The sequence below is a fragment of the Geodermatophilus sp. SMS 5-13 genome (assembly GCF_059428245.1).
Genome location: NZ_CP165729.1, coordinates 1,383,733 through 1,401,984 on the forward strand (window position 1 = coordinate 1,383,733; position 18,252 = coordinate 1,401,984).

15 protein-coding genes and 1 tRNA gene are annotated in these 18,252 nt (G+C 75.3%); 10 read left to right on the plus strand and 6 right to left on the minus strand.

The features are described from left to right. Nucleotides 1–2: 2 nt before the first annotated feature. Nucleotides 3–245 (minus strand): hypothetical protein, encoded by a 243-nt coding sequence (locus AB3388_RS06890; protein ID WP_495410018.1) that lies wholly within the window; start codon nucleotides 243–245, stop codon nucleotides 3–5. A 202-nt stretch (nucleotides 246–447) separates the two neighbouring features. Here AB3388_RS06890 and AB3388_RS06895 point away from each other — a divergent pair, with 202 nt between their 5' ends. From AB3388_RS06895 to AB3388_RS06925, 7 genes are all read left to right on the plus strand, one after another. Next, on the plus strand, nucleotides 448–1,776 hold the full coding sequence (locus AB3388_RS06895) for a methyl-accepting chemotaxis protein (RefSeq protein ID WP_495410019.1): 1,329 nt from the start codon (nucleotides 448–450) through the stop codon (nucleotides 1,774–1,776). A gap of 76 nt (nucleotides 1,777–1,852) precedes the next feature. Beyond that, on the plus strand, nucleotides 1,853–2,515 hold the full coding sequence (locus AB3388_RS06900) for a GntR family transcriptional regulator (RefSeq protein ID WP_495410020.1): 663 nt from the start codon (nucleotides 1,853–1,855) through the stop codon (nucleotides 2,513–2,515). Nucleotides 2,516–2,684: 169 nt separating this feature from the next. Continuing rightward, the gene (locus AB3388_RS06905; protein ID WP_495410021.1) at nucleotides 2,685–4,115 is read left to right on the plus strand and encodes an MFS transporter; all 1,431 of its coding nucleotides are present in this window, start codon (nucleotides 2,685–2,687) and stop codon (nucleotides 4,113–4,115) included. 20 nt (nucleotides 4,116–4,135) lie between these two features. Continuing rightward, nucleotides 4,136–5,011 carry a transketolase gene (locus AB3388_RS06910; protein WP_495410022.1) on the plus strand — a complete coding sequence of 292 codons (876 nt, stop codon included), beginning with the start codon at nucleotides 4,136–4,138 and terminating at the stop codon, nucleotides 5,009–5,011. Beyond that, nucleotides 5,008–6,009, plus strand: coding sequence for a transketolase family protein (locus AB3388_RS06915; protein ID WP_495410023.1), 1,002 nt, complete (start codon nucleotides 5,008–5,010; stop codon nucleotides 6,007–6,009). The genes AB3388_RS06910 and AB3388_RS06915 overlap by 4 nt, the downstream gene beginning before the upstream one ends. A 61-nt stretch (nucleotides 6,010–6,070) precedes the next feature. Continuing rightward, nucleotides 6,071–6,832, plus strand: a complete 762-nt coding sequence (locus AB3388_RS06920) for an SDR family NAD(P)-dependent oxidoreductase (protein WP_495410024.1) — start codon at nucleotides 6,071–6,073, stop codon at nucleotides 6,830–6,832. A 106-nt stretch (nucleotides 6,833–6,938) separates the two neighbouring features. Then, on the plus strand, nucleotides 6,939–10,313 hold the full coding sequence (locus tag AB3388_RS06925) for a pyruvate carboxylase (RefSeq protein WP_495410025.1): 3,375 nt from the start codon (nucleotides 6,939–6,941) through the stop codon (nucleotides 10,311–10,313). A 7-nt stretch (nucleotides 10,314–10,320) separates the two neighbouring features. On the opposite strand, the gene AB3388_RS06930 is transcribed toward AB3388_RS06925, so the two are convergent. From AB3388_RS06930 to AB3388_RS06945, 4 genes are all read right to left on the minus strand, one after another. Next, nucleotides 10,321–10,839: a hypothetical protein gene (locus AB3388_RS06930; RefSeq protein WP_495410026.1), complete on the minus strand. Its 519-nt coding sequence runs from the start codon at nucleotides 10,837–10,839 to the stop codon at nucleotides 10,321–10,323. Nucleotides 10,840–11,001: 162 nt separating this feature from the next. Then, the gene (locus AB3388_RS06935; protein ID WP_495410027.1) at nucleotides 11,002–12,129 is read right to left on the minus strand and encodes a sensor histidine kinase; all 1,128 of its coding nucleotides are present in this window, start codon (nucleotides 12,127–12,129) and stop codon (nucleotides 11,002–11,004) included. Next, nucleotides 12,126–12,788, minus strand: a complete 663-nt coding sequence (locus AB3388_RS06940) for a response regulator (protein ID WP_495410028.1) — start codon at nucleotides 12,786–12,788, stop codon at nucleotides 12,126–12,128. The genes AB3388_RS06935 and AB3388_RS06940 overlap by 4 nt, the downstream gene beginning before the upstream one ends. Before the next feature lie 105 nt (nucleotides 12,789–12,893). Then, nucleotides 12,894–15,605, minus strand: coding sequence for a helix-turn-helix transcriptional regulator (locus AB3388_RS06945; RefSeq protein ID WP_495410029.1), 2,712 nt, complete (start codon nucleotides 15,603–15,605; stop codon nucleotides 12,894–12,896). Nucleotides 15,606–15,734: 129 nt separating this feature from the next. On the opposite strand from AB3388_RS06945, the gene AB3388_RS06950 reads away from it, so the two are divergent. From AB3388_RS06950 to AB3388_RS06960, 3 genes are all read left to right on the plus strand, one after another. Beyond that, the gene (locus AB3388_RS06950) at nucleotides 15,735–16,112 is read left to right on the plus strand and encodes a hypothetical protein (protein WP_495410030.1); all 378 of its coding nucleotides are present in this window, start codon (nucleotides 15,735–15,737) and stop codon (nucleotides 16,110–16,112) included. An 89-nt stretch (nucleotides 16,113–16,201) separates the two neighbouring features. After that, nucleotides 16,202–16,642: a hypothetical protein gene (locus tag AB3388_RS06955; RefSeq protein WP_495410031.1), complete on the plus strand. Its 441-nt coding sequence runs from the start codon at nucleotides 16,202–16,204 to the stop codon at nucleotides 16,640–16,642. 89 nt (nucleotides 16,643–16,731) lie between these two features. Then, nucleotides 16,732–18,084 carry an alpha/beta fold hydrolase gene (locus tag AB3388_RS06960; RefSeq protein WP_495410032.1) on the plus strand — a complete coding sequence of 451 codons (1,353 nt, stop codon included), beginning with the start codon at nucleotides 16,732–16,734 and terminating at the stop codon, nucleotides 18,082–18,084. A gap of 55 nt (nucleotides 18,085–18,139) precedes the next feature. On the opposite strand, the gene AB3388_RS06965 is transcribed toward AB3388_RS06960, so the two are convergent. After that, nucleotides 18,140–18,215: transfer RNA gene (locus AB3388_RS06965), tRNA-His, on the minus strand. Nucleotides 18,216–18,252: the final 37 nt, after the last annotated feature.

Sequence of the window (18,252 nt, forward strand, 5' to 3'; positions counted from 1 at the left end):
GGCTACAGGGCGGCCAGCTGGGCGCAGGTCGGGCAGAGCTGGTCGGGCTCGTAGCCGTCCGGCGGCCAGGGCAGCTGGTCGTCGCGGGCCACGTAGGCGCCGCAGAGCGCCTTGCGGCTCTGGCCGTTGACCCGGCCGATCGTCGCGTGGGCGGGGCCGATCTGCCGCGGGGTCAAGCCTTCCGAGCCGAAGGAGCCGACCATCACCACCGCGTGGGCGGTGCCGTAGGCGTACGTGCTCGTCATACCGGACAGGGTCCGAGCGCCGCGCGCGTCGGGCCAGTACCGAGCCCGGCGTGTTCCACGGGATCGGCTCAGCGGCCCCACCGGTCACATGCGCACGCCCCTCCGTGACCGGGGCGTGACCCCGCGGCCGCCCGTGGGGCGGCGAGACGATCACCCCGAAGTTGGACTTCATCCACTGGCCGGAACGGCCGATCTCCCTGCTGTGACGACGACGGACACCGTGCAGGCGGCGGCGCAGCCGGCCTCCGGATTCTGGGCCGCGATCCCGCGCGGCGCCCGGCTCGACGACAAGAGCTTCCTCACCCGCCACCGGATCATCTCCGCCGTCCTGGCGCTGCACCCCCCGGTCCTGGCCGCGATCGGGCTCTCGAGCGGGGTGGGCGGCTTCCTGCTGTGGGGTCAGCTCGCCGTCATCGCGGTCCTGCTCGTCGCCGGTCAGTCGCTGCGCAGTCAGGTCGCGCGGGCCAGCGCGGTCAGCCTCGGCCTGATGGTCGGCGCCGACGTGCTGGTGCACGTCGGCGGCGGGCTCACCGACCTGCACATCTGGTTCTACGCGGTGCTCGCGCTGGTCGCCCTGTACCAGGCGTGGACGCCGTTCCTGCTCGCCGTCGTCTTCGTCGCCGTCCACCACGCGGCGATGAGCCTCTGGATGCCGCACTCGGTGTTCTCCACCCACCAGGCGCAGCAGCACCCGATCCTCTTCGCCCTCCTGCACGCGGTCTTCCTGCTGGCGGAGGCGACGTTCCTGGCCTACGGCTGGAAGTTCACCGAGCAGGCCGACCGCGCCCGGCGTGCCGAGCAGCGGCGGGCCGAGGCCCAGGCGGCCGCCCAGGCGCGGGCCGTCGAGGAGCTGGCGGCCGAGCGGGCCCGCGCCGCGCAGGAGGCGGCGGCCCGGCTGGAGGAGCGCGAGCGGCGGGCGGCCGCCCTCGAGGCGCAGCTGGCCGAGCTGATGCAGGCCGGGCAGCGGCTCGACGAGAACGTGGGCACCGCGACCGATGTCATGGAGGCGCTGCGGTCGGCGATCGGCGAGATCGCCTCGGCCGCGAGCGTCGCCAGCGCCACCGCGACGGAGGCCAGCGACCGGTCTCGCAACAGTGCCGAGACCGTCGAGCGCCTCGCCGCCACCATGATCGAGATCGACCAGATCGCCGGCAGCATCTCGACGATCGCCGACCAGACCAACCTGCTGGCCCTCAACGCGACCATCGAGTCGGCCCGCGCCGGGGAGGCCGGAAAGGGATTCGCCGTCGTCGCCGGCGAGGTCAAGGACCTCGCGTCGGAGACCGCCCGGGCCACCGAGCGGATCCGCCGGGTCGTCGAGACGGTCCGCGGGGACGTCGGCGCCGCGGGCGAGGCGCTCTCCGGCGTGCAGCAGATCATCGAGGGCGTCGTCGAGGCGCAGGGCACCATCGCCGCGGCGGTGGAGGAGCAGAGCGCATCGACCGCCCAGGCCCAGGCCGCGATCAGCGGCGCCTCGCGCGAGGCGGCCGCGATGGCCGCGGAACTGCGCCGCATCGTCGCCGCCGACTGAGTCAGGAGCTGTCGACTGTCGTCATCCGGGTGTCGACAGCCCGGCTAGCATGGGCAGGGATCAACCGGAGGCGCGCATGACCATCGAGCCCTTGGCCAGCCTGGACCGCAGCACGCTCCGCGAGCGGGCGCTCGAGGCGGTCCGGTCCGCGATCCTGTCCGGCCAGTACCGTCCCGGTGACCACCTCGGCGAGGTGGAGCTGGCGACGTCCCTCGGGGTCAGCCGGGGAACGGTGCGCGAGGCGCTGCGGCACCTCCAGCAGGAGGGCCTGGTCAGCCCTGGGAATCGCGGGATGCTGCGGGTCAACAGCCTCACCCCGGGCGAGGTCCGCGAGCTCTTCCGGGTCCGCGCGGCGCTCGAGGGGCTGGCCGTCCGGGAGCTCATCGACTCCCCGCGGCGCGCGGCCGCCGTCGCGTCGCTCCGCGCGGCGCTGGAGAAGATGGCCGACGAGGGCCTGGAACCGGCGGCCCGCATGGACGTCGACCTGGCCTTCCACCTGGAGTTGTGCCGGCTCTCCGGCAACTCCATGCTCGTCGAGGCCTGGCAGCGGCTCGAGGGCCGGATGCGCGTGGCCATCCTCAACGGCGCCACGTGGCAGGTGCCGATGATGGCCCGCGACCGGCACGCCCCGATCGTGGACGCCATCGATCGCGCCGACGTGGCCGAGGCGGTGCGGATCGTCGAGGAGCACATGGCCTCGGCCGCGGAGCACTTCGCCGAGTCGGCCGCCACCGCCTGAGCCTCCCGCCGCGCCCGTCGTCGGGGGCGGACGTCGCGCTCACCAGCGGCGACGAGGTGACTCTTGACACTGTGACACGGGCCATCCAGACTTCGTCGCCAGTTGACTGTTAACAGTCAACTGCCAGCGGCCACTGGATCCCCCGCCCACACCGCTCCCGGAGGTCACCATGACCGAACGGCACCCCCCGCTCCACGACCCCTCCCTCGAGGCGGTCGCCGAGTGGCACCCCGTGTCCGGTACGCCGGCCAAGAAGAAGGTCGCCATCGGCTGCTCCATCGGCGCGACCATCGAGACCTACGACTTCATCGGCTTCGGGACCGCCGCGGCCCTGTACTTCAACGACGCCTTCTTCCCGGCCGACGACCCCCTCTCGGGCACCCTGCTGTCCTTCGCGACGCTCGGCATCGGGTTCGCCGTGCGCCCGCTCGGCGGGATCATCGGCGGCTTCCTCGGTGACCGGATCGGCCGCAAGCCGGTGCTCGTCGGCTCGCTGCTGCTCATGGGGATCGCGACCGTGCTCATCGGCCTGCTCCCCACCTACGCGCAGGTCGGCATCTGGGCCGGGATCCTGCTCGTCGCCGTCCGGGTGGTGCAGGGCCTGGCGTTCGGCGCCGAATGGGGCGGGGCGATCCTGATGTGCTTCGAGCACGCCCCCTGGCGGAAGAAGGGCCTCTACACCGGCATCACCCAGGCCGGGTTCCCGGTCGGCCTGCTGCTGGCCAACCTGGCCTTCCTGATCAGCGTGCCGCTCGGTGGCACGTGGGCGTGGCGGGTGCCGTTCCTGCTCAGCGCCGTCCTCATCGCCGTGGGCATCGTCATCCGGCTCAAGGTCGACGAGTCCCCGGAGTTCGAGGAGCTCAAGGAGGACGGCGAGCTCTCGAAGAACCCGCTCCTCGAGGTGCTCCGCGACGACTGGCGCAACGTGCTCCGGGCCTTCTGCCTGCGCATCGCCGAGACCGCCGGCTACGCGGTGTCCGTGACCTTCGTGCTCTCGTACCTGGCCAGCGAGGAGCTCGCCGACCGGCCGGTCATCCTCACCGCCCTCATGGTCGCGGCCGGCATCGGCATCCTCGCCACCACCGGCTGGGGTGCCCTGACCGACCGGATCGGCCGGCGCCCGGTCTACCTGTTCGGCACCGCGCTGACCGTGGTGTGGGGCGTCCCGCTGTTCCTCGTCCTGAACACCGGGGTGGCCGCGGCGATCGTGCTGGCCTTCGTCGTCAGCTACGCCGTCTGCCAGAACTCGCTGGCCGGCGTGCAGGGCGCCTGGTTCTCCGAGCTGTTCGCGACCCGGACCCGCACCACCGGGGCCTCGCTGGCCTACCAGCTGTCGGCGGTGGTCTCCGGGTTCACGCCGCTGGTGGCGACCGCGCTGTACGCCGGCTTCGGCTGGATCGGCCCGGCGCTGCTGTTCAGCGGCTACGGCCTGCTCGGCCTGCTCGCCGCGCTGATCACCCGCGAGACCTGGGGCCCGGCCGAGCGGGAGGACGTCGCCGCGCTCGAGCGCAGCGTCATCGGGTCCGCCGCGCCGAGCGGGCTCCCGGCCCCGCGCACCGCCGTCCACGAGCGGCCGACCGCCGACTCCACCACCGACTGACCCGACGAGGAGCAACCGTCATGACCGCACTGACGACGCAGACGGCGGGCGAGCGCACCGCCGACCGGACCGAACGGATCGAGCGCATCCGCCAGGCCGCGTACCGGATCCGCCGCAACGCCCTCGACATGGGGGAGGTGCAGGGCCAGGGCTACATCGGCCAGGCCCTCGGCATCGCCGACGTCCTCGCGGTGGTCTACACCGACCAGCTGCGCCACCGGCCCGACGACCCGCACTGGCCCGGCCGGGACCGGTTCCTGCTCTCCATCGGCCACTACGCGATCGCGCTGTACGCGGCGCTGGCCGAGGCCGGGACCATCCCCGTCGAGGAGCTGCAGACCTACGGCTCCGACGACTCCCGGCTGCCCATGTCCGGGATGGCCTCCTACACCCCCGGCATGGAGATCTCCGGTGGCTCCCTCGGCCACGGCCTGGGTGTGGCCACCGGGATGGCGCTGGGACTGCGCCACCTCGGCAACCCGGCCCGCGTGGTCAACCTGCTCTCGGACGGCGAGCTGGACGAGGGCTCCACCTGGGAGGCGGCGATGGCCTGCGCCCACCACGGCCTGGACAACGTCACCGCCATCGTCGACGTCAACGCCCTGCAGGCCGACGGCCCCACGGCCGGCGTGCTGCGGACCGAGCCGGTCACGGAGAAGTGGCAGGCCTTCGGCTGGCACGCCCGGCGGGTCGACGGCAACGACGTGGCCGCGCTCGTGACCGCGTTCGACGAGCTCCGCGAGCACCGCGGCTCCCCGACGGTGCTCATCTGCGACACCCGCATCGGCCGGGGCGTGCCCCTGCTCGAGACGCGGGAGAAGGCCCACTTCATGCGGGTCGAGGCCCACGAATGGCAGATCGCCCGCGACCAGCTCCAGGAAGGACTGGCCCGATGACCAGCACCGCCCCCGCCAGGAAGCTCACCACCTCGGCGATGATCGCCTCGTTCGCCGACCCCGGTCAGCGCACCACCAGCGCCCCCTTCGGGCACGCGCTGGTCCGCCTGGCCGAGGAGCGACCGGAGATCGTCGGGCTGTCGGCCGACCTCGCCAAGTACACCGACATGCACGTCTTCCGCGACGCCCATCCCGACCGGTTCTTCCAGATGGGCATGGCGGAGCAGACACTGCTCGGCGCGGCGGCGGGCATGGCCGAGGTCGGCCTGGTGCCCTTCGCCTCCACCTACTCGGTGTTCGCCACGCGGCGGGCCTACGACTTCCTCTGCCTCGACATCGCCGAGCCGGGGCTCAACGTGAACGTCGTCGGTGCGCTGCCCGGCCTGACCACCGGGTACGGGCCCAGCCACCAGGCCACCGAGGACCTCGCGATCCTCCGCGGCTGCCCGAACCTGACGATCGTCGACCCCTGCGACGCCGTCGACATCGAGCAGGCCGTCCCCGCGCTCGCGGCGGCGCCCGGGCCCACCTACCTGCGGCTGCTGCGGGGGGCGGTGCCCACGGTGCTGGACGAGTACGACTACCGCTTCGAGCTGGGCAAGGCCGCCGAGCTGCGCACCGGCCGGGACGTCGTCCTCATCTCCACCGGGCTGATGACGATGCGGGCGCTGCAGGCCGCGGCCCGGCTCGAGGCCGATCACGTCGACGTCGCCGTCCTGCACGTCCCGACGATCAAGCCGCTGGACACCGCGGCGATCCTCCGGGCCGCGCGGACCGACCGGCTCGTCGTCACCCTGGAGAACCACACCGTGATCGGCGGGCTGGCCGAGTCGGTCGCCGCCACGCTCGCCTTCGGCGGGGTCGGCACCCGGGTGGTGCCGATCGCGCTGCCCGACGCGTTCCTCGCGGCCGGCGCCCTCCCCACGCTGCACGACCGCTACGGCCTGTCGACCGACGCCGTCGTCGCCCGGGTCAGGGCCGAGCTCGCCTCGGCCTGACCACTCCGTCCCGCTCCGCTCGACCAGACCACGCCCGCCCAGACACCCCCGGAGGAACCCCATGACCGTCACCGACAAGACCGCCGTCGTCACCGGCGCCGCGTCCGCGCGCGGCATCGGCCGTGCCACTGCCCACACCCTCGCCTCCGCCGGCTGGAACGTCGCCGTCCTCGACCTGGACGAGGCCAGCGCCAAGGAGGCCGCCCAGGAGATCGCCGACCGGCACGGCGTGCGGGCCGTCGGCATCCGCTGCGACATCACCGACGAGGCCTCGGTCGAGAACGCGCTCGCGGTGCTCGACACCGAGCTGCCCCCGGTCGGCGCCCTCGTCAACAACGCCGGCATCACCTCGCCCACGCCGTTCCTCGAGGTCACCGGCGAGGAGTGGGACCGCATCTTCGCGGTCAACGTGCGCGGCGCCTTCAACGTCACCCGGCGGCTCGCACCCGGCATGGCCGAGCGCGGCTTCGGCCGCATCGTGTTCCTCTCGTCGGTCTCCGCCGAGCGCGGCGGCGGCGTCTTCGGCGGGGTGGCGTACTCCGCGGCCAAGGCCGCCGAGCTCGGCTTCACCCGCGCGCTCGCCCGCGAGCTGGGCCCGCAGGGCGTGACGGTCAACGCCGTGGCGCCCGGGCTGATCGACACCGACATCACCGGCGGGGCGCTGGAGGGCGAGCGCAAGGCGCAGCTCGTCGCCGGGATCCCCGTGGGGCGCAACGGCACGGTCGCCGACGTCGCCGACCTGATCACCTATCTGTGCCGGGAGGAGACCGGCTACATCACCGGCGCCACCCACGACGTGAACGGCGGCTCCCACATCCACTGACCACGGCCGGCCGGCCGCTCGTCCCTCCCGGGGGCGGGCGGCCGGTGAGGGTGTGCGTCGACCACGCCCGGGTGCAAGGCTGCGCCATCGACGAAGGGGAAGCGTGATGTTCCGCAAGGTGCTGGTGGCCAACCGGGGTGAGATCGCGGTCCGGGCGTTCCGTGCCGCATACGAACTGGGCATCGGGACGGTGGCGGTCTTCCCGTGGGAGGACCGCAACTCGGTGCACCGGCTCAAGGCCGACGAGAGCTACCAGATCGGCGAGGTCGGGCACCCGGTGCGGGCCTACCTGTCGGTCGAGGAGATCGTCGGGGCGGCCCGCCGGGCCGGGGTCGACGCGGTCTACCCCGGCTACGGCTTCCTCTCGGAGAACCCCGAGCTGGCCGAGGCGTGCGCGCGGGCGGGCATCACGTTCGTCGGCCCCTCTGCGGAGGTCCTGCGGCTGACCGGCAACAAGGCGCGGGCGATCGCCGCCGCCCGCGAGGCCGGGCTGCCCGTCCTGGTCTCGACCGAGCCGAGCGCCGACGTCGACGCGCTGCTGGCCGCGGCGGACGCGATCCCGTTCCCGGTGTTCGTCAAGGCGGTCGCCGGCGGCGGCGGGCGGGGGATGCGCCGCGTGGAGGACCCGGCGGAGCTGCGCGCGGCGGTGCAGGCGGCGATGCGGGAGGCGGAGTCGGCGTTCGGGGACCCGACGGTGTTCCTCGAGCAGGCGGTGGTGGACCCGCGGCACATCGAGGTGCAGATCCTCGCCGACGGGCAGGGGAACGTGATCCACCTCTTCGAGCGGGACTGCTCGGTGCAGCGCCGGCACCAGAAGGTGGTCGAGCTCGCGCCGGCCCCGAACCTCGACCCCGCGCTGCGGGAGCGGATCTGCGCCGACGCCGTCCGCTTCGCGCGGGCCATCGGCTACGCCAACGCCGGCACCGTCGAGTTCCTCCTCGACGCCGCCGGCCGGCACGTGTTCATCGAGATGAACCCGCGGATCCAGGTCGAGCACACGGTCACCGAGGAGGTCACCGACGTCGACCTGGTGCAGTCCCAGCTGCGGATCGCGGCGGGGGAGACCCTGGCCGACCTGGGCCTGGCGCAGGAGACGATCGCGCTGCGCGGCGCCGCCCTGCAGTGCCGGATCACCACCGAGGACCCGGCCAACGGATTCCGGCCGGACACCGGCCGGATCACCACCTACCGCTCGCCGGGCGGGGCCGGCATCCGGCTGGACGGCGGGGCGTCGCTGGGCGCCGAGGTCGAGGCGCACTTCGACTCCATGCTGGTGAAGCTCACCTGCCGGGGCCGCACCTTCGACATCGCCGTCGCCCGGGCCCGGCGCGCGGTCGCGGAGTTCCGCATCCGCGGCGTGGCCACCAACATCCCGTTCCTGGCCGCCCTGCTCGACGACCCGGACTTCCGGAGCGGTCGGGTGACGACGTCGTTCATCGACGAGCGGCCGCACCTGCTCACCGCGCGCACCTCGGCCGACCGCGGCACCAAGCTGCTGACCTACCTGGCCGACGTCACGGTGAACGAGCCGCACGGCGGCCGGCCGCACCTGGTCGACCCGGTCGAGAAGCTGCCGCCGGTCGACTCGGGCGCGGCGCCGCCGGAGGGCTCCCGGCAGCGGCTGCTCGCCCTCGGCCCCGAGGCCTTCGCGGCGCAGCTGCGTCAGCAGCCGGCGCTGGCGGTCACCGACACCACCTTCCGCGACGCGCACCAGTCGCTGCTGGCCACCCGGGTGCGCACCAAGGACCTGCTCGCCGTCGCCGGGCACGTCGCGCGCACCACGCCGCAGCTGCTGTCGCTGGAGTGCTGGGGCGGGGCGACCTACGACGTGGCGCTGCGGTTCCTGCACGAGGACCCCTGGGAGCGGCTGGCCGCGCTGCGCGAGGCGGTCCCCAACGTCTGCCTGCAGATGCTGCTGCGCGGCCGCAACACCGTCGGCTACACGCCCTACCCGGTCGAGGTGACCGACGCGTTCGTCCGGGAGGCCGCGGCGACCGGGCTGGACGTCTTCCGGATCTTCGACGCGCTCAACGACGTCGACCAGATGCGCCCGGCGATCGACGCCGTCCGGGCGACCGGCACCGCGGTCGCCGAGGTGGCGCTGTGCTACACCGGCGACCTGGCCGACCCCGGCGAGCGGCTGTACACGCTGGACTACTACCTGCGCCTCGCCGAGCGGATCGTGGCTGCCGGCGCGCACGTGCTCGCGATCAAGGACATGGCCGGGCTGCTCCGGCCGCCCGCCGCCGCCCGGCTGGTGCCCGCGCTGCGCGAGCGGTTCGACCTGCCCGTGCACCTGCACACCCACGACACCGCCGGCGGCCAGCTCGCCACCCTGATGGCCGCCTGGCAGGCCGGGGTGGACGCCGTCGACGGCGCGGTCGCCAGCATGGCCGGCACCACCAGCCAGCCGCCGCTGTCGGCGATCGTCGCCGCCACCGACACCACGGACCGCGCGACCGGGCTCGACCTGGCCGCGGTCAACGCGCTGGAGCCCTACTGGGAGGCGGTGCGGCGGCTCTACGCCCCGTTCGAGTCCGGCCTGCCGTCCCCGACCGGCCGGGTGTACACCCACGAGATCCCCGGCGGTCAGCTGTCCAACCTGCGCCAGCAGGCGATCGCCCTGGGCCTCGGCCAGCGGTTCGAGGAGGTCGAGGACGCCTACGCCGCGGCCGACCGGCTGCTCGGCCGGCTGGTCAAGGTGACCCCGTCGTCCAAGGTCGTCGGCGACCTGGCCCTGCAGCTGGTCGGCTCCGGCGTGACCGTGGAGGACTTCGCCAGCGACCCCGGCAAGTACGACCTGCCCGACTCGGTGATCGGGTTCCTGCGCGGCGAGCTCGGCGACCCGCCCGGGGGCTGGCCCGAGCCGTTCCGGACCCGGGCGCTGGAGGGCCGCCGGGAGGCAGAGCCGCCCGCCGAGCTCACCGGGGACGACGTCCGCGGCCTGGCCGAGCAGCCGCGGCCCACGCTGAACCGGCTGCTCTTCCCCGCCCCGGCCCGGGAGTTCGCCGCACACCGCGAACAGTTCGGCGACACCTCGGTCCTGCCCACCAAGGAGTTCCTCTACGGGCTGCGGTCCGGCGTGGAGCACGCGGTCGACCTCGAGCCGGGGGTGCGGTTGCTGATGGGCATCGAGGCGATCTCCGACCCGGACGAGCGGGGCATGCGCACCGTCATGTGCACCCTCAACGGCCAGCTGCGTCCGGTGCTGGTCCGCGACCGCACCGTCGACGCGCAGGTCAAGGCCGCCGAGAAGGCCGACCGCGCCGATCCCGGCCAGGTGGCGGCGCCGTTCGCCGGCGTGGTGACCCTCACCGTCGCCGAGGGCGATGCCGTCGAGGCCGGGCAGACCGTGGCGACGATCGAGGCCATGAAGATGGAGGCGGCCATCACCGCCCCGGTCGCCGGGACGGTCGCCCGGCTGGCCATCGGTGCGGTGCAGCAGGTCGAGGGCGGCGACCTGCTCGTCGTCCTGCGGTGACCCCGCGCTAGCTCAGCGCGACGTCGACGTCGGTCGCCGCGGCCACCCGGGCGAGGGCGGGGCAGAGGACCGCTCGGGGCGCGCCGCGGGCGACCAGCTCGACGCCGGTGATCGGGTGGCCGGACGAGGTGGCGATGGCATCGACCCACCCGCCGGCCGCGCGCACCGCCTGGACGGCACCCGCCACCGCATCCAGCGGGACCGGGGAACCGAGGATGGTCACCCGGGTCCGTCCCCGGTCCACGCCCTGGGCCGGCTCGGCGGGCTCGGCGTCCTCGACGTCCACCTGCAAGCCCGTGGCCGCTGACAGCCCGGCCGCGATCCGGACCAGCCGGGCCAGGAGCGCATCCTCGTGGTCCGGCCCGCTCTGCAGCGGGCGCACGGCGGCGACGAGCACGAGGCGTCCGCGGAGGATCGCCTGCGCGACGTCGGTGAGCTCGCCGGCGGCGCCGGTGCCGTCGCATCCGGCGAGGGCGGTGAACAGCTGCTCGACGACCTCCGGCCGGTGCGGGCCGGTGACGGTCACGACCGCCCCGCCCCGGAGCTGCCCGTGAGGGGCGCAACGGCGGCGTCCGGTGGCTCTTGGGGGCTGCCGGCGCACGGAGGTGGTCATGACAGCGACGATGCGCCGCGCCGGCAGGAGCCGCATCCCGCCGACCGGTTGCTTCTCCTCCCTCCGACCGGCGGGTCAGAGCGCCGCGACGGGGCGGGACGGATCCGGGAAGAGCGCCTCGACGAGGAAGCCGCCGTCCTCTGTCGGGACCGCACGCACCACGCCGCCGAGCAGCTCCGCCCGCTCCTGCAGACCGAGCAGACCGTGGCGCCCACCGGGGAGGGCGGACGACGGCGAGCCCGTGCCCGACGGGCGCCCGTTGCGCACCGCCACGGACAGCCCCTCCTTCCACGGCGTGACCAGCACGGTGACCGGAGCGCCGGGCGCGTGCTTGCTGACGTTGGTCAGCGCCTCCTGCACGGTGCGGTAGACGGCGCGCTCGACCGACTCCGGCCAGCGACGGTCATCGACCCCCTCCCAGGTCAGCGACGCGTCGAGGCCGCTGTCCTGGACGAGCCGGGGGAGGTCCCGGAGCCCCGGCTGCGGGGCGAGGTCCGGCACGTGCCCGCCGTCGGCACGCAGCACCGCGACCATGTGCCGCAGCTCCTCGAGGGTCTGCACGCTGAGCGAGCGGATCGCCTCCGCGCTCTCGCGCGCGGCGGGGTCCGCGGTGGTGACCCGCAGCGCGCCGGCCTGGACGGCGATGAGGCTGACCTTGTGCGAGACGACGTCGTGCATCTCGCGCGCCAGGTGCGTCCGCTCCTGCGCCAGCACGGTCTCGGTGACGAGGTGCTGCTCCCGCTCCCGGCCGGCGGTGAGCTCGGTCAGCCGGGCCGACAGCTCGCGCCGGGCCTGGACCAGCCATCCCAGCGCCACCGGGGAGGCGGCGTAGAGCCCGGCGTAGATGACGCTGGGGATGTTCCCGAGGTCGTGGAGCACAGCCGCCGGATACGGCGGCCAGGGGACGAACTTGCCGACCCCCGCGACGACCGCGCACAGCAGCACCGCGCCCCGCGACCGCGAGGAGACGGCGATGGTGTACAGGGCGACGAGGGGCGCCAGCAGCACGTCGGCGGTGTACAGCGCCGGCAGGGTGAGGGCGAACGCGACGTAGGGCCAGCGCCGGCGGAGGATGAGGGCGAGGGCGGCGATCACCGAGACGACGAGCCCGTTGTCCTCGTGGATCGCCCGCAGCCAGGAGTCGGCCAGGGCCAGGGCGACGACGGCGGCGTCGACCAGCACCGCCGCCGCCCGGCCCCTCACCGGGTCCCCCCGGTCTCGGCCGGGGCGGCGATCCCTGCCGCGCGGGCCAGGACGGCGGCCTGCACGCGGTTGGCCACGCCCAGGCGGTCGAGCACCGCGCTGACGTAGTCCTTCACCGTGGCGGTGGACAGGTGCAGCCGCCGTCCGATGTCGGCGTTCGACAGCCCCTCGCAGAGCAGCGCGAGCACCTCCCGCTCCCGCGGGCTCAGCGCCCGCACCAGCGCGAGGTCGGCTCGGGAGGCGGCGCCGAGGTAGCCGTTGATGACCGTCCGGGTGACCGTCGGCGACAGCACGCTGCCCCCGGCGGCGATCGAGCGCACCGCCTGGATGAGCTGCTCGGGCTCGGTGTCCTTGAGCAGGAAGCCCACCGCGCCGGCGCCCAGGGCATCGGCGACGAACTGGTCGGCGTCGAAGGTGGTGAGCACCGCCACGGCCGGTCGCACCGGCCAGGTCCGCAGCTCGCGGAGGATCGTGAGGCCGTCGACCTCCGGCATCCGCAGGTCGAGCAGGACGACGTCGGGCCGGTGGCGCCGGGCCTCGTCGAGGGCCCGGACGCCGTCGCAGGTGGCGACGACCTCGATGTCGGGGGCGGACTCCAGGATCAGCGTGAGGCCCGAGCGGATCAGCGCCTCGTCGTCGACGATCATCAGCCGGACCATGCGGTTCCTCCCGCGACGGCAGCGCACCGCTTCCGAGGCCCGCCAAGGTAACCCCGTGACGGCGCGTCTGCCGAGGTCTCGGCGCGGGATACGCGGATGTGGCGGTCAGACGTCCAGCGCGAGGGCGGCGAGTTCGACGCGGGACGTGACGCCGAGCTTGGCGAAGCAGCCGCGCAGGTGGAAGTCCACCGTGCGCGGGCTGACGAACAGCTGCGCGGCGACGTCCCGGTTGGACAGCCCCTGCCGGACCAGCGCGGCGACCTGGCGTTCCTGCGGGGTCAGGTCGGTGGCGGTGGACACGTCCCGGCGGCGGGCGGTCTCCCCGGAGGCCCGCAGCTCGGCCGCGGCGCGCTCGGCCCACACGGTCGCGCCGAGGTCCTCGAACAGCGCCAGGGCCGCGCGCAGGTGCTCGCGCGCGTCGACCCGGCGGCGGGCCCGGCGCAGGAACTCACCGAACGCCAGCTCGGTGCGCGCCCGGTCGGGCCGGCGCGGCGAGTCGGCGTGGGCCTTCAGGGCGCGGCGGAAGTGCTCCTCGGCGGTGCTGCCCTGCGCGATCAGCGCGTGGCCGTGCTCGACGACGGCGACCGCGGCCGGCGCGCCGGTCCCGGCGGCGAACGCCGCCAGCTCCTCCAGCCACGCGCGGGCGAGGTCGTCCCGACCGGCCCGGACGGCGGTCTCCAGTCGGTCGATCGCCGCGAGCCGGCGCCCCCCGGACTCGGTGATCTGCTCGAGGTGGTGCAGGGCGGTCGCCGGCTGCCGCGCGGCCCGCACGCCGCGCGCCCAGTGCAGCAGGTCGACGACGACGAGGTCGGTGACCCCGCCCGGGTGCGCCTGCCGGATGGTCGCCGCGTCGGCGAGGTGACGCTCGGCGGCATCGTCCCCGCGGAGCGCCGCCAGCAGGGCGAGCTGTGCGGTGGGCAGCGCCGTCATCCCCGGACGGCCGGTACTGGCCGCCAGCGGCACCGCCTCGCCCGCGGCGCTCGCCGCCGTCGGCCAGGCGCCCACGGCGATCTGGAACTGGACGCGGCGGGTCAGGGCGTACTCGACCACGGCCAGCGCTCCGGCGCGGCGGGCGGCCGTCAGCAGCTGCTCGTGCAGCCACAGCCCGCGGTCGTCGTCGCCGATCACCAGCGCGGCGATGCCCAGGTTGCGCTGCACGTGATCGAGGACGAACTCGCCGTCGGTCAGCGCGAACGCGTCGCGGAAGGCGCCGGCGGCCGTGGTCCAGTCCCGGCCGGCGGCGGCGACGAACCCGCGCAGCAGGGCCGCCGCCGCCCGCGTCCGGGGCGGGGCGTCCGGCGCCGGCGCGGGCACCAGAGCGGCCGGGTCCACCGCGCGCGGCGAGCGCGCGCCGAACACGGCCAGGGTCGCCGCGACCACCGCGAGCTGCCGCGCCAGCGCGGGGTCGACGCCGGCGGCGACCTGCGCGGCCTGCACGACGAGGTCGTACCCGTCGTCCAGAGACCCGCTGTTCCACTCGACCTGGCCCTGCAGGGCCACCAGCTGTGCCCGCAGCAGCGGATCGGTCACCTCGGCCGCCGCGGCGGTGGCCAGCGCCGCCGCCCGCGACGGGTGCGCACCCGACCAGGCCGAGGAGGCGGCCCGGTACAGCCGCCGTCCCCGGGCCTCCGCGCCGGTGGAGAGCTCGGCGGCGCGGGCCCAGGCGGCCGCGGCGGCCTCGTGGCCCCCGCGGCCGGCGGCCCGCTCGGCGACGGCGTCCAGCGCGGCCACGACGTCCTCGTCGGGACGCTCGGCGGCCGCGGCCCGATGCCAGGCGCGGCGGTCGTCGTCGGCGGCCAGCACGCCGGCCAGCGCGCGGTGCGCGGCCCGCCGCTGCGCGCTGGTCGCCGCGCGGTAGACCGCGGAGCGCACGAGCGGGTGGACCAGGGCGACGGCGTCCCCGTCGACGGCCAGCAGCCCGGCCCGCTCGGCGGCGTCCAGCGCGTCGTCGCCGGCCTCGAGCCGCAGGGCGGCCGACCGCACCACGGACAGCCGGCCGGTGTCGTCGGCCGCCGCGACGAGGAGCAGCCGCTGCGCCGGCTCGCCGAGTCGCCGGTAGCGGTCCAGGAACGCCCGCTCGACACCGCCGGTCAGGGGGAGCGGCGCCGGCAGCGGCGCCCGCCCGGCCAGCTGGTCGCCGGTGAGGACGGCGGCCAGCTCGACCAGCGCGAGCGGATTGCCGCCGGTCCCGGTGACCAGCTGGTCGCGCACGGCCGGGTCGACGGCGCCGCCGGTGCTCGCGGCCAGCAGCGCGGCGGCGGCCTCGCCGGTGACACCACCGAGGACGACGGTGGGCAGGTCCCCGGCGTCGAAGGCGTGCACGTCGCGGTCGCGGGCGGCGAACAGCAGCGCCACGCGTTCGTCCTGCAGCCGGCGGGCCGCGAACAGCAGCGCCGCGGCCGACGCGTCGTCCAGCCAGTGGGCGTCGTCGACCACCGCGAGCACGGGCGACTCCTCGGCGGCGTCGGCGAGCAGGCTCAGCGTCCCGAGGAAGGTCAGGAACCGGTCGCCGTCGCCCTCGGCCTCGCCCAGCGCGGCCCGCAGCGCCGTTCGCTGCGGCGCCGGCAGTGCCTGAAGGCGGGCCCGCTGCGGCCGGAGCAGCCGCTGGAGGGCGGCGAACGCCAGCGGCGACTCCGACTCCACGCCCTGCGTGTGCAGCACGGTCATGCCCGCCGCGGATCCGACCGCGTGGGCCAGCAGCGTGGACTTCCCGGAGCCCGCCACGCCGCGGACCACCAGCGCCCCTCCCCGCGAGGAGCGGGCGGCGTCGAGCAGGGCCGCGATGGCCGCCCGCTCGGCGTCGCGACCGGCCAGCACGGCGCCGACCGTACCGGCCTCCGACGCCCCCGCCCGGCTCGCGAGCGCCCACGGTTCGTGCCCGACGTGACCCGGGCCCATGACCATCGGCACATCTCCACGCCGTCGCCTCCACAGACGATCAGCGCCATGAGCACGCACACCCTCCACCGGCAGACCTGGCCACCCGTCCGGCGCTGCCTCGGGATGGCCGCGGCGATGCTCGCCGGGATGCTCACCCTCGCCCCGGTCGAGCGCCTCGTGTGGCCCGAGCTCGCCGCGCGCGCCGACGTCGGCGTCCTCGTGCTGGCGACGAACCTGTCGATCGGGCTGGCGGCCTGGATGCGGGTCCGGGGTCTCCGGTGGCGGGACGTCGCGGAGGCGTCCGCCCTGGTCTACCTGCCCTTCGTCGCCCTGCTGGTGCCGTTCTGGGCCGGGGAGATCGGCGAGTACGCCGTCCTCGGCTGGGGCCGGCTGCTGACGGTGCCGGCGATGGCGCTGGCCCTGCTGCTCCGGCCCGCCGGGTGAGAACCCGGCGACTTCGCCGGTCCGAGGACGTGCCGTCCACGACGACCCTCACCTACGCCGGAGACCCGCCGCCCCAGCCGGAGCTCACCATGACCAGCACCCCCGCCGTCCGAGCCCGCTCCGTCAGCCTGCGCACGCCGCTGGCGTGGGGCGCCGTCGTCGGCGTCCTCCAGGCCGCCTCCCCGTTCGCCTTCCCCTGGCTGGACCCCGCGACCGTGTACGCGCTCTCGCTCGTCCTGATCGCCGCGGTCTACCTCGGCTTCGCCGTCGCCGACGGGCGCCGGCACGTCCTCGCCGTCGAGACGGCCGTCGTGGCCGTGTTCGTGGTCGTCGCCGCGGCCGCGGTCACCGGATCGGCGTGGCTGATCGTCGCCGGTCTGGCCGGCCACGGCGTCAAGGACCTGTGGCAGCACCGCACCGGCTTCGTGGGCGGCACCCGCTGGTGGCCGCCGTTCTGCGTCACCGTCGACGTCGTGGCCGCTGGGCTCCTCGCCGTCGCGATCACCGCCGGCGTCCCCGTCCTCTCCTGACCGGACCCGGCGGAATCACCGGGTCGAGCGGCGCGACCGCCGCCGACGCTCGACCCCAGCCGTTTCCCCACCCACCGAGAGGCGGCACCATGACCACCACCGCACCGACCGCCGCGGCCGCCGTGCCCGCTACCGGCCGCGGACCCCGCCGCGGCTCCATCCGGCTGATCGTCGCCGGGTCGCTGGTGACCGGGGCGGTCCTGGCCGCCGTCCTGCCCCTGGTCGTGTTCGCCGGCGGACCGGAGCCGGTGATCACCGGGGCGGCCCTGCTCGGCTTCGCGGCCGGCTGGGCGCTGCTGGCGGTGCTCTCGGCCCGGATGACCGACCAGCCGCAGCGGTGGGCCTGGCTCCCGGCCGCCGGCCTGGCCGTGACCGGGCTGGGGCTGCTTGTCCTGGCGCCGGAGGACCGGGTGCTGACCGCCGCCGGCTGGGTCTGGCCGCCGCTGCTGCTGGCGCTGGCCGGGTGGGTCGCCCTCCGCGTGCGCGGCTCGCTGGCCGCCGGCCGCTGGCTGCTCTACGCAGTGGTGGCCGTCATGGCCGTCGCGGCCGTCGGCGGCGCGGCCGAGACCGTCGGGCTCGCCGCCGATCAGCGGGCCTACCCGATGCCCGGTCAGCTCTACGACGTCGGCGGCTACCGGCTGCACCTGGACTGCGCCGGCTCCGGCAGCCCCACGGTCGTTCTGCACAGCGGGCTCGGCGAGTTCTCGGCGAACTGGGCGCGGATCGCCCCCGCGGTCGCCGGCAGCACCCGGGTCTGCGCCTACGACCGCGCCGGGCAGGGCTGGAGCGAGAACGCACCCGAGGCGCAGGACGGGCTGGCCGCGGCCGACGACCTGCACACCCTGCTCGCCCGCGCCGGCGAGCAGGGCCCGTACGTGCTGGTCGGGCACTCGATCGGCGGGGACCACGCGATGACCTACGCCGCCCGCTATCCCGAGCAGGTCGCCGGCATGGTCCTGCTGGATGCCACCAGCCCCTACCGGACCGCCGCTGACCCGTCCCACGCCGGCCCGCCCGGCGCGGTCGCCGTGCTGCCCAGCCTGGCGCGCCTCGGCATCGGGCGGCTGCTGCCGGCCTCGTTCTGGTCCGCCCTCCCCGAGCCGGCCGCCGGCGCGTACCGGTCGTTCGCCGGCAGCCCGCGCGGCGCACGCAACACCGCCGCCGAGTCCGCCACCCTGCCCACGCTGCTCACCCAGGCCCGGGCGCTGACCGGCCTCGGCGGCACACCGCTGGTGGTGCTGACCGCCACCGGGCACGAGGGCGACCCGGACTGGGCGGACGCGCAGGACCGGATGGCCGCGCTGTCGACCAACAGCAGCCACCGCTTCGGCGACGCCACCCACGCCGGCCTGCTCGACGAGGAGCACGGCGCGGACCTGTCGGCGCGCGCCATCGACGACGTCGTCCGGGCCGCGCGCACCGGCACGCCCCTCCCGGCTTGACGGCCCCGGAAACGGGAGAGGCCCTGGTCAGTTCCCCGACCAGGGCCTCTCCGCGTGGGGTGAGTGACGGGGCTCGAACCCGCGACACCCAGGATCACAACCTGGTGCTCTACCAGCTGAGCTACACCCACCGTGTCCGCCGTCCGGCCGTCGGCCGTGCGGGGAACC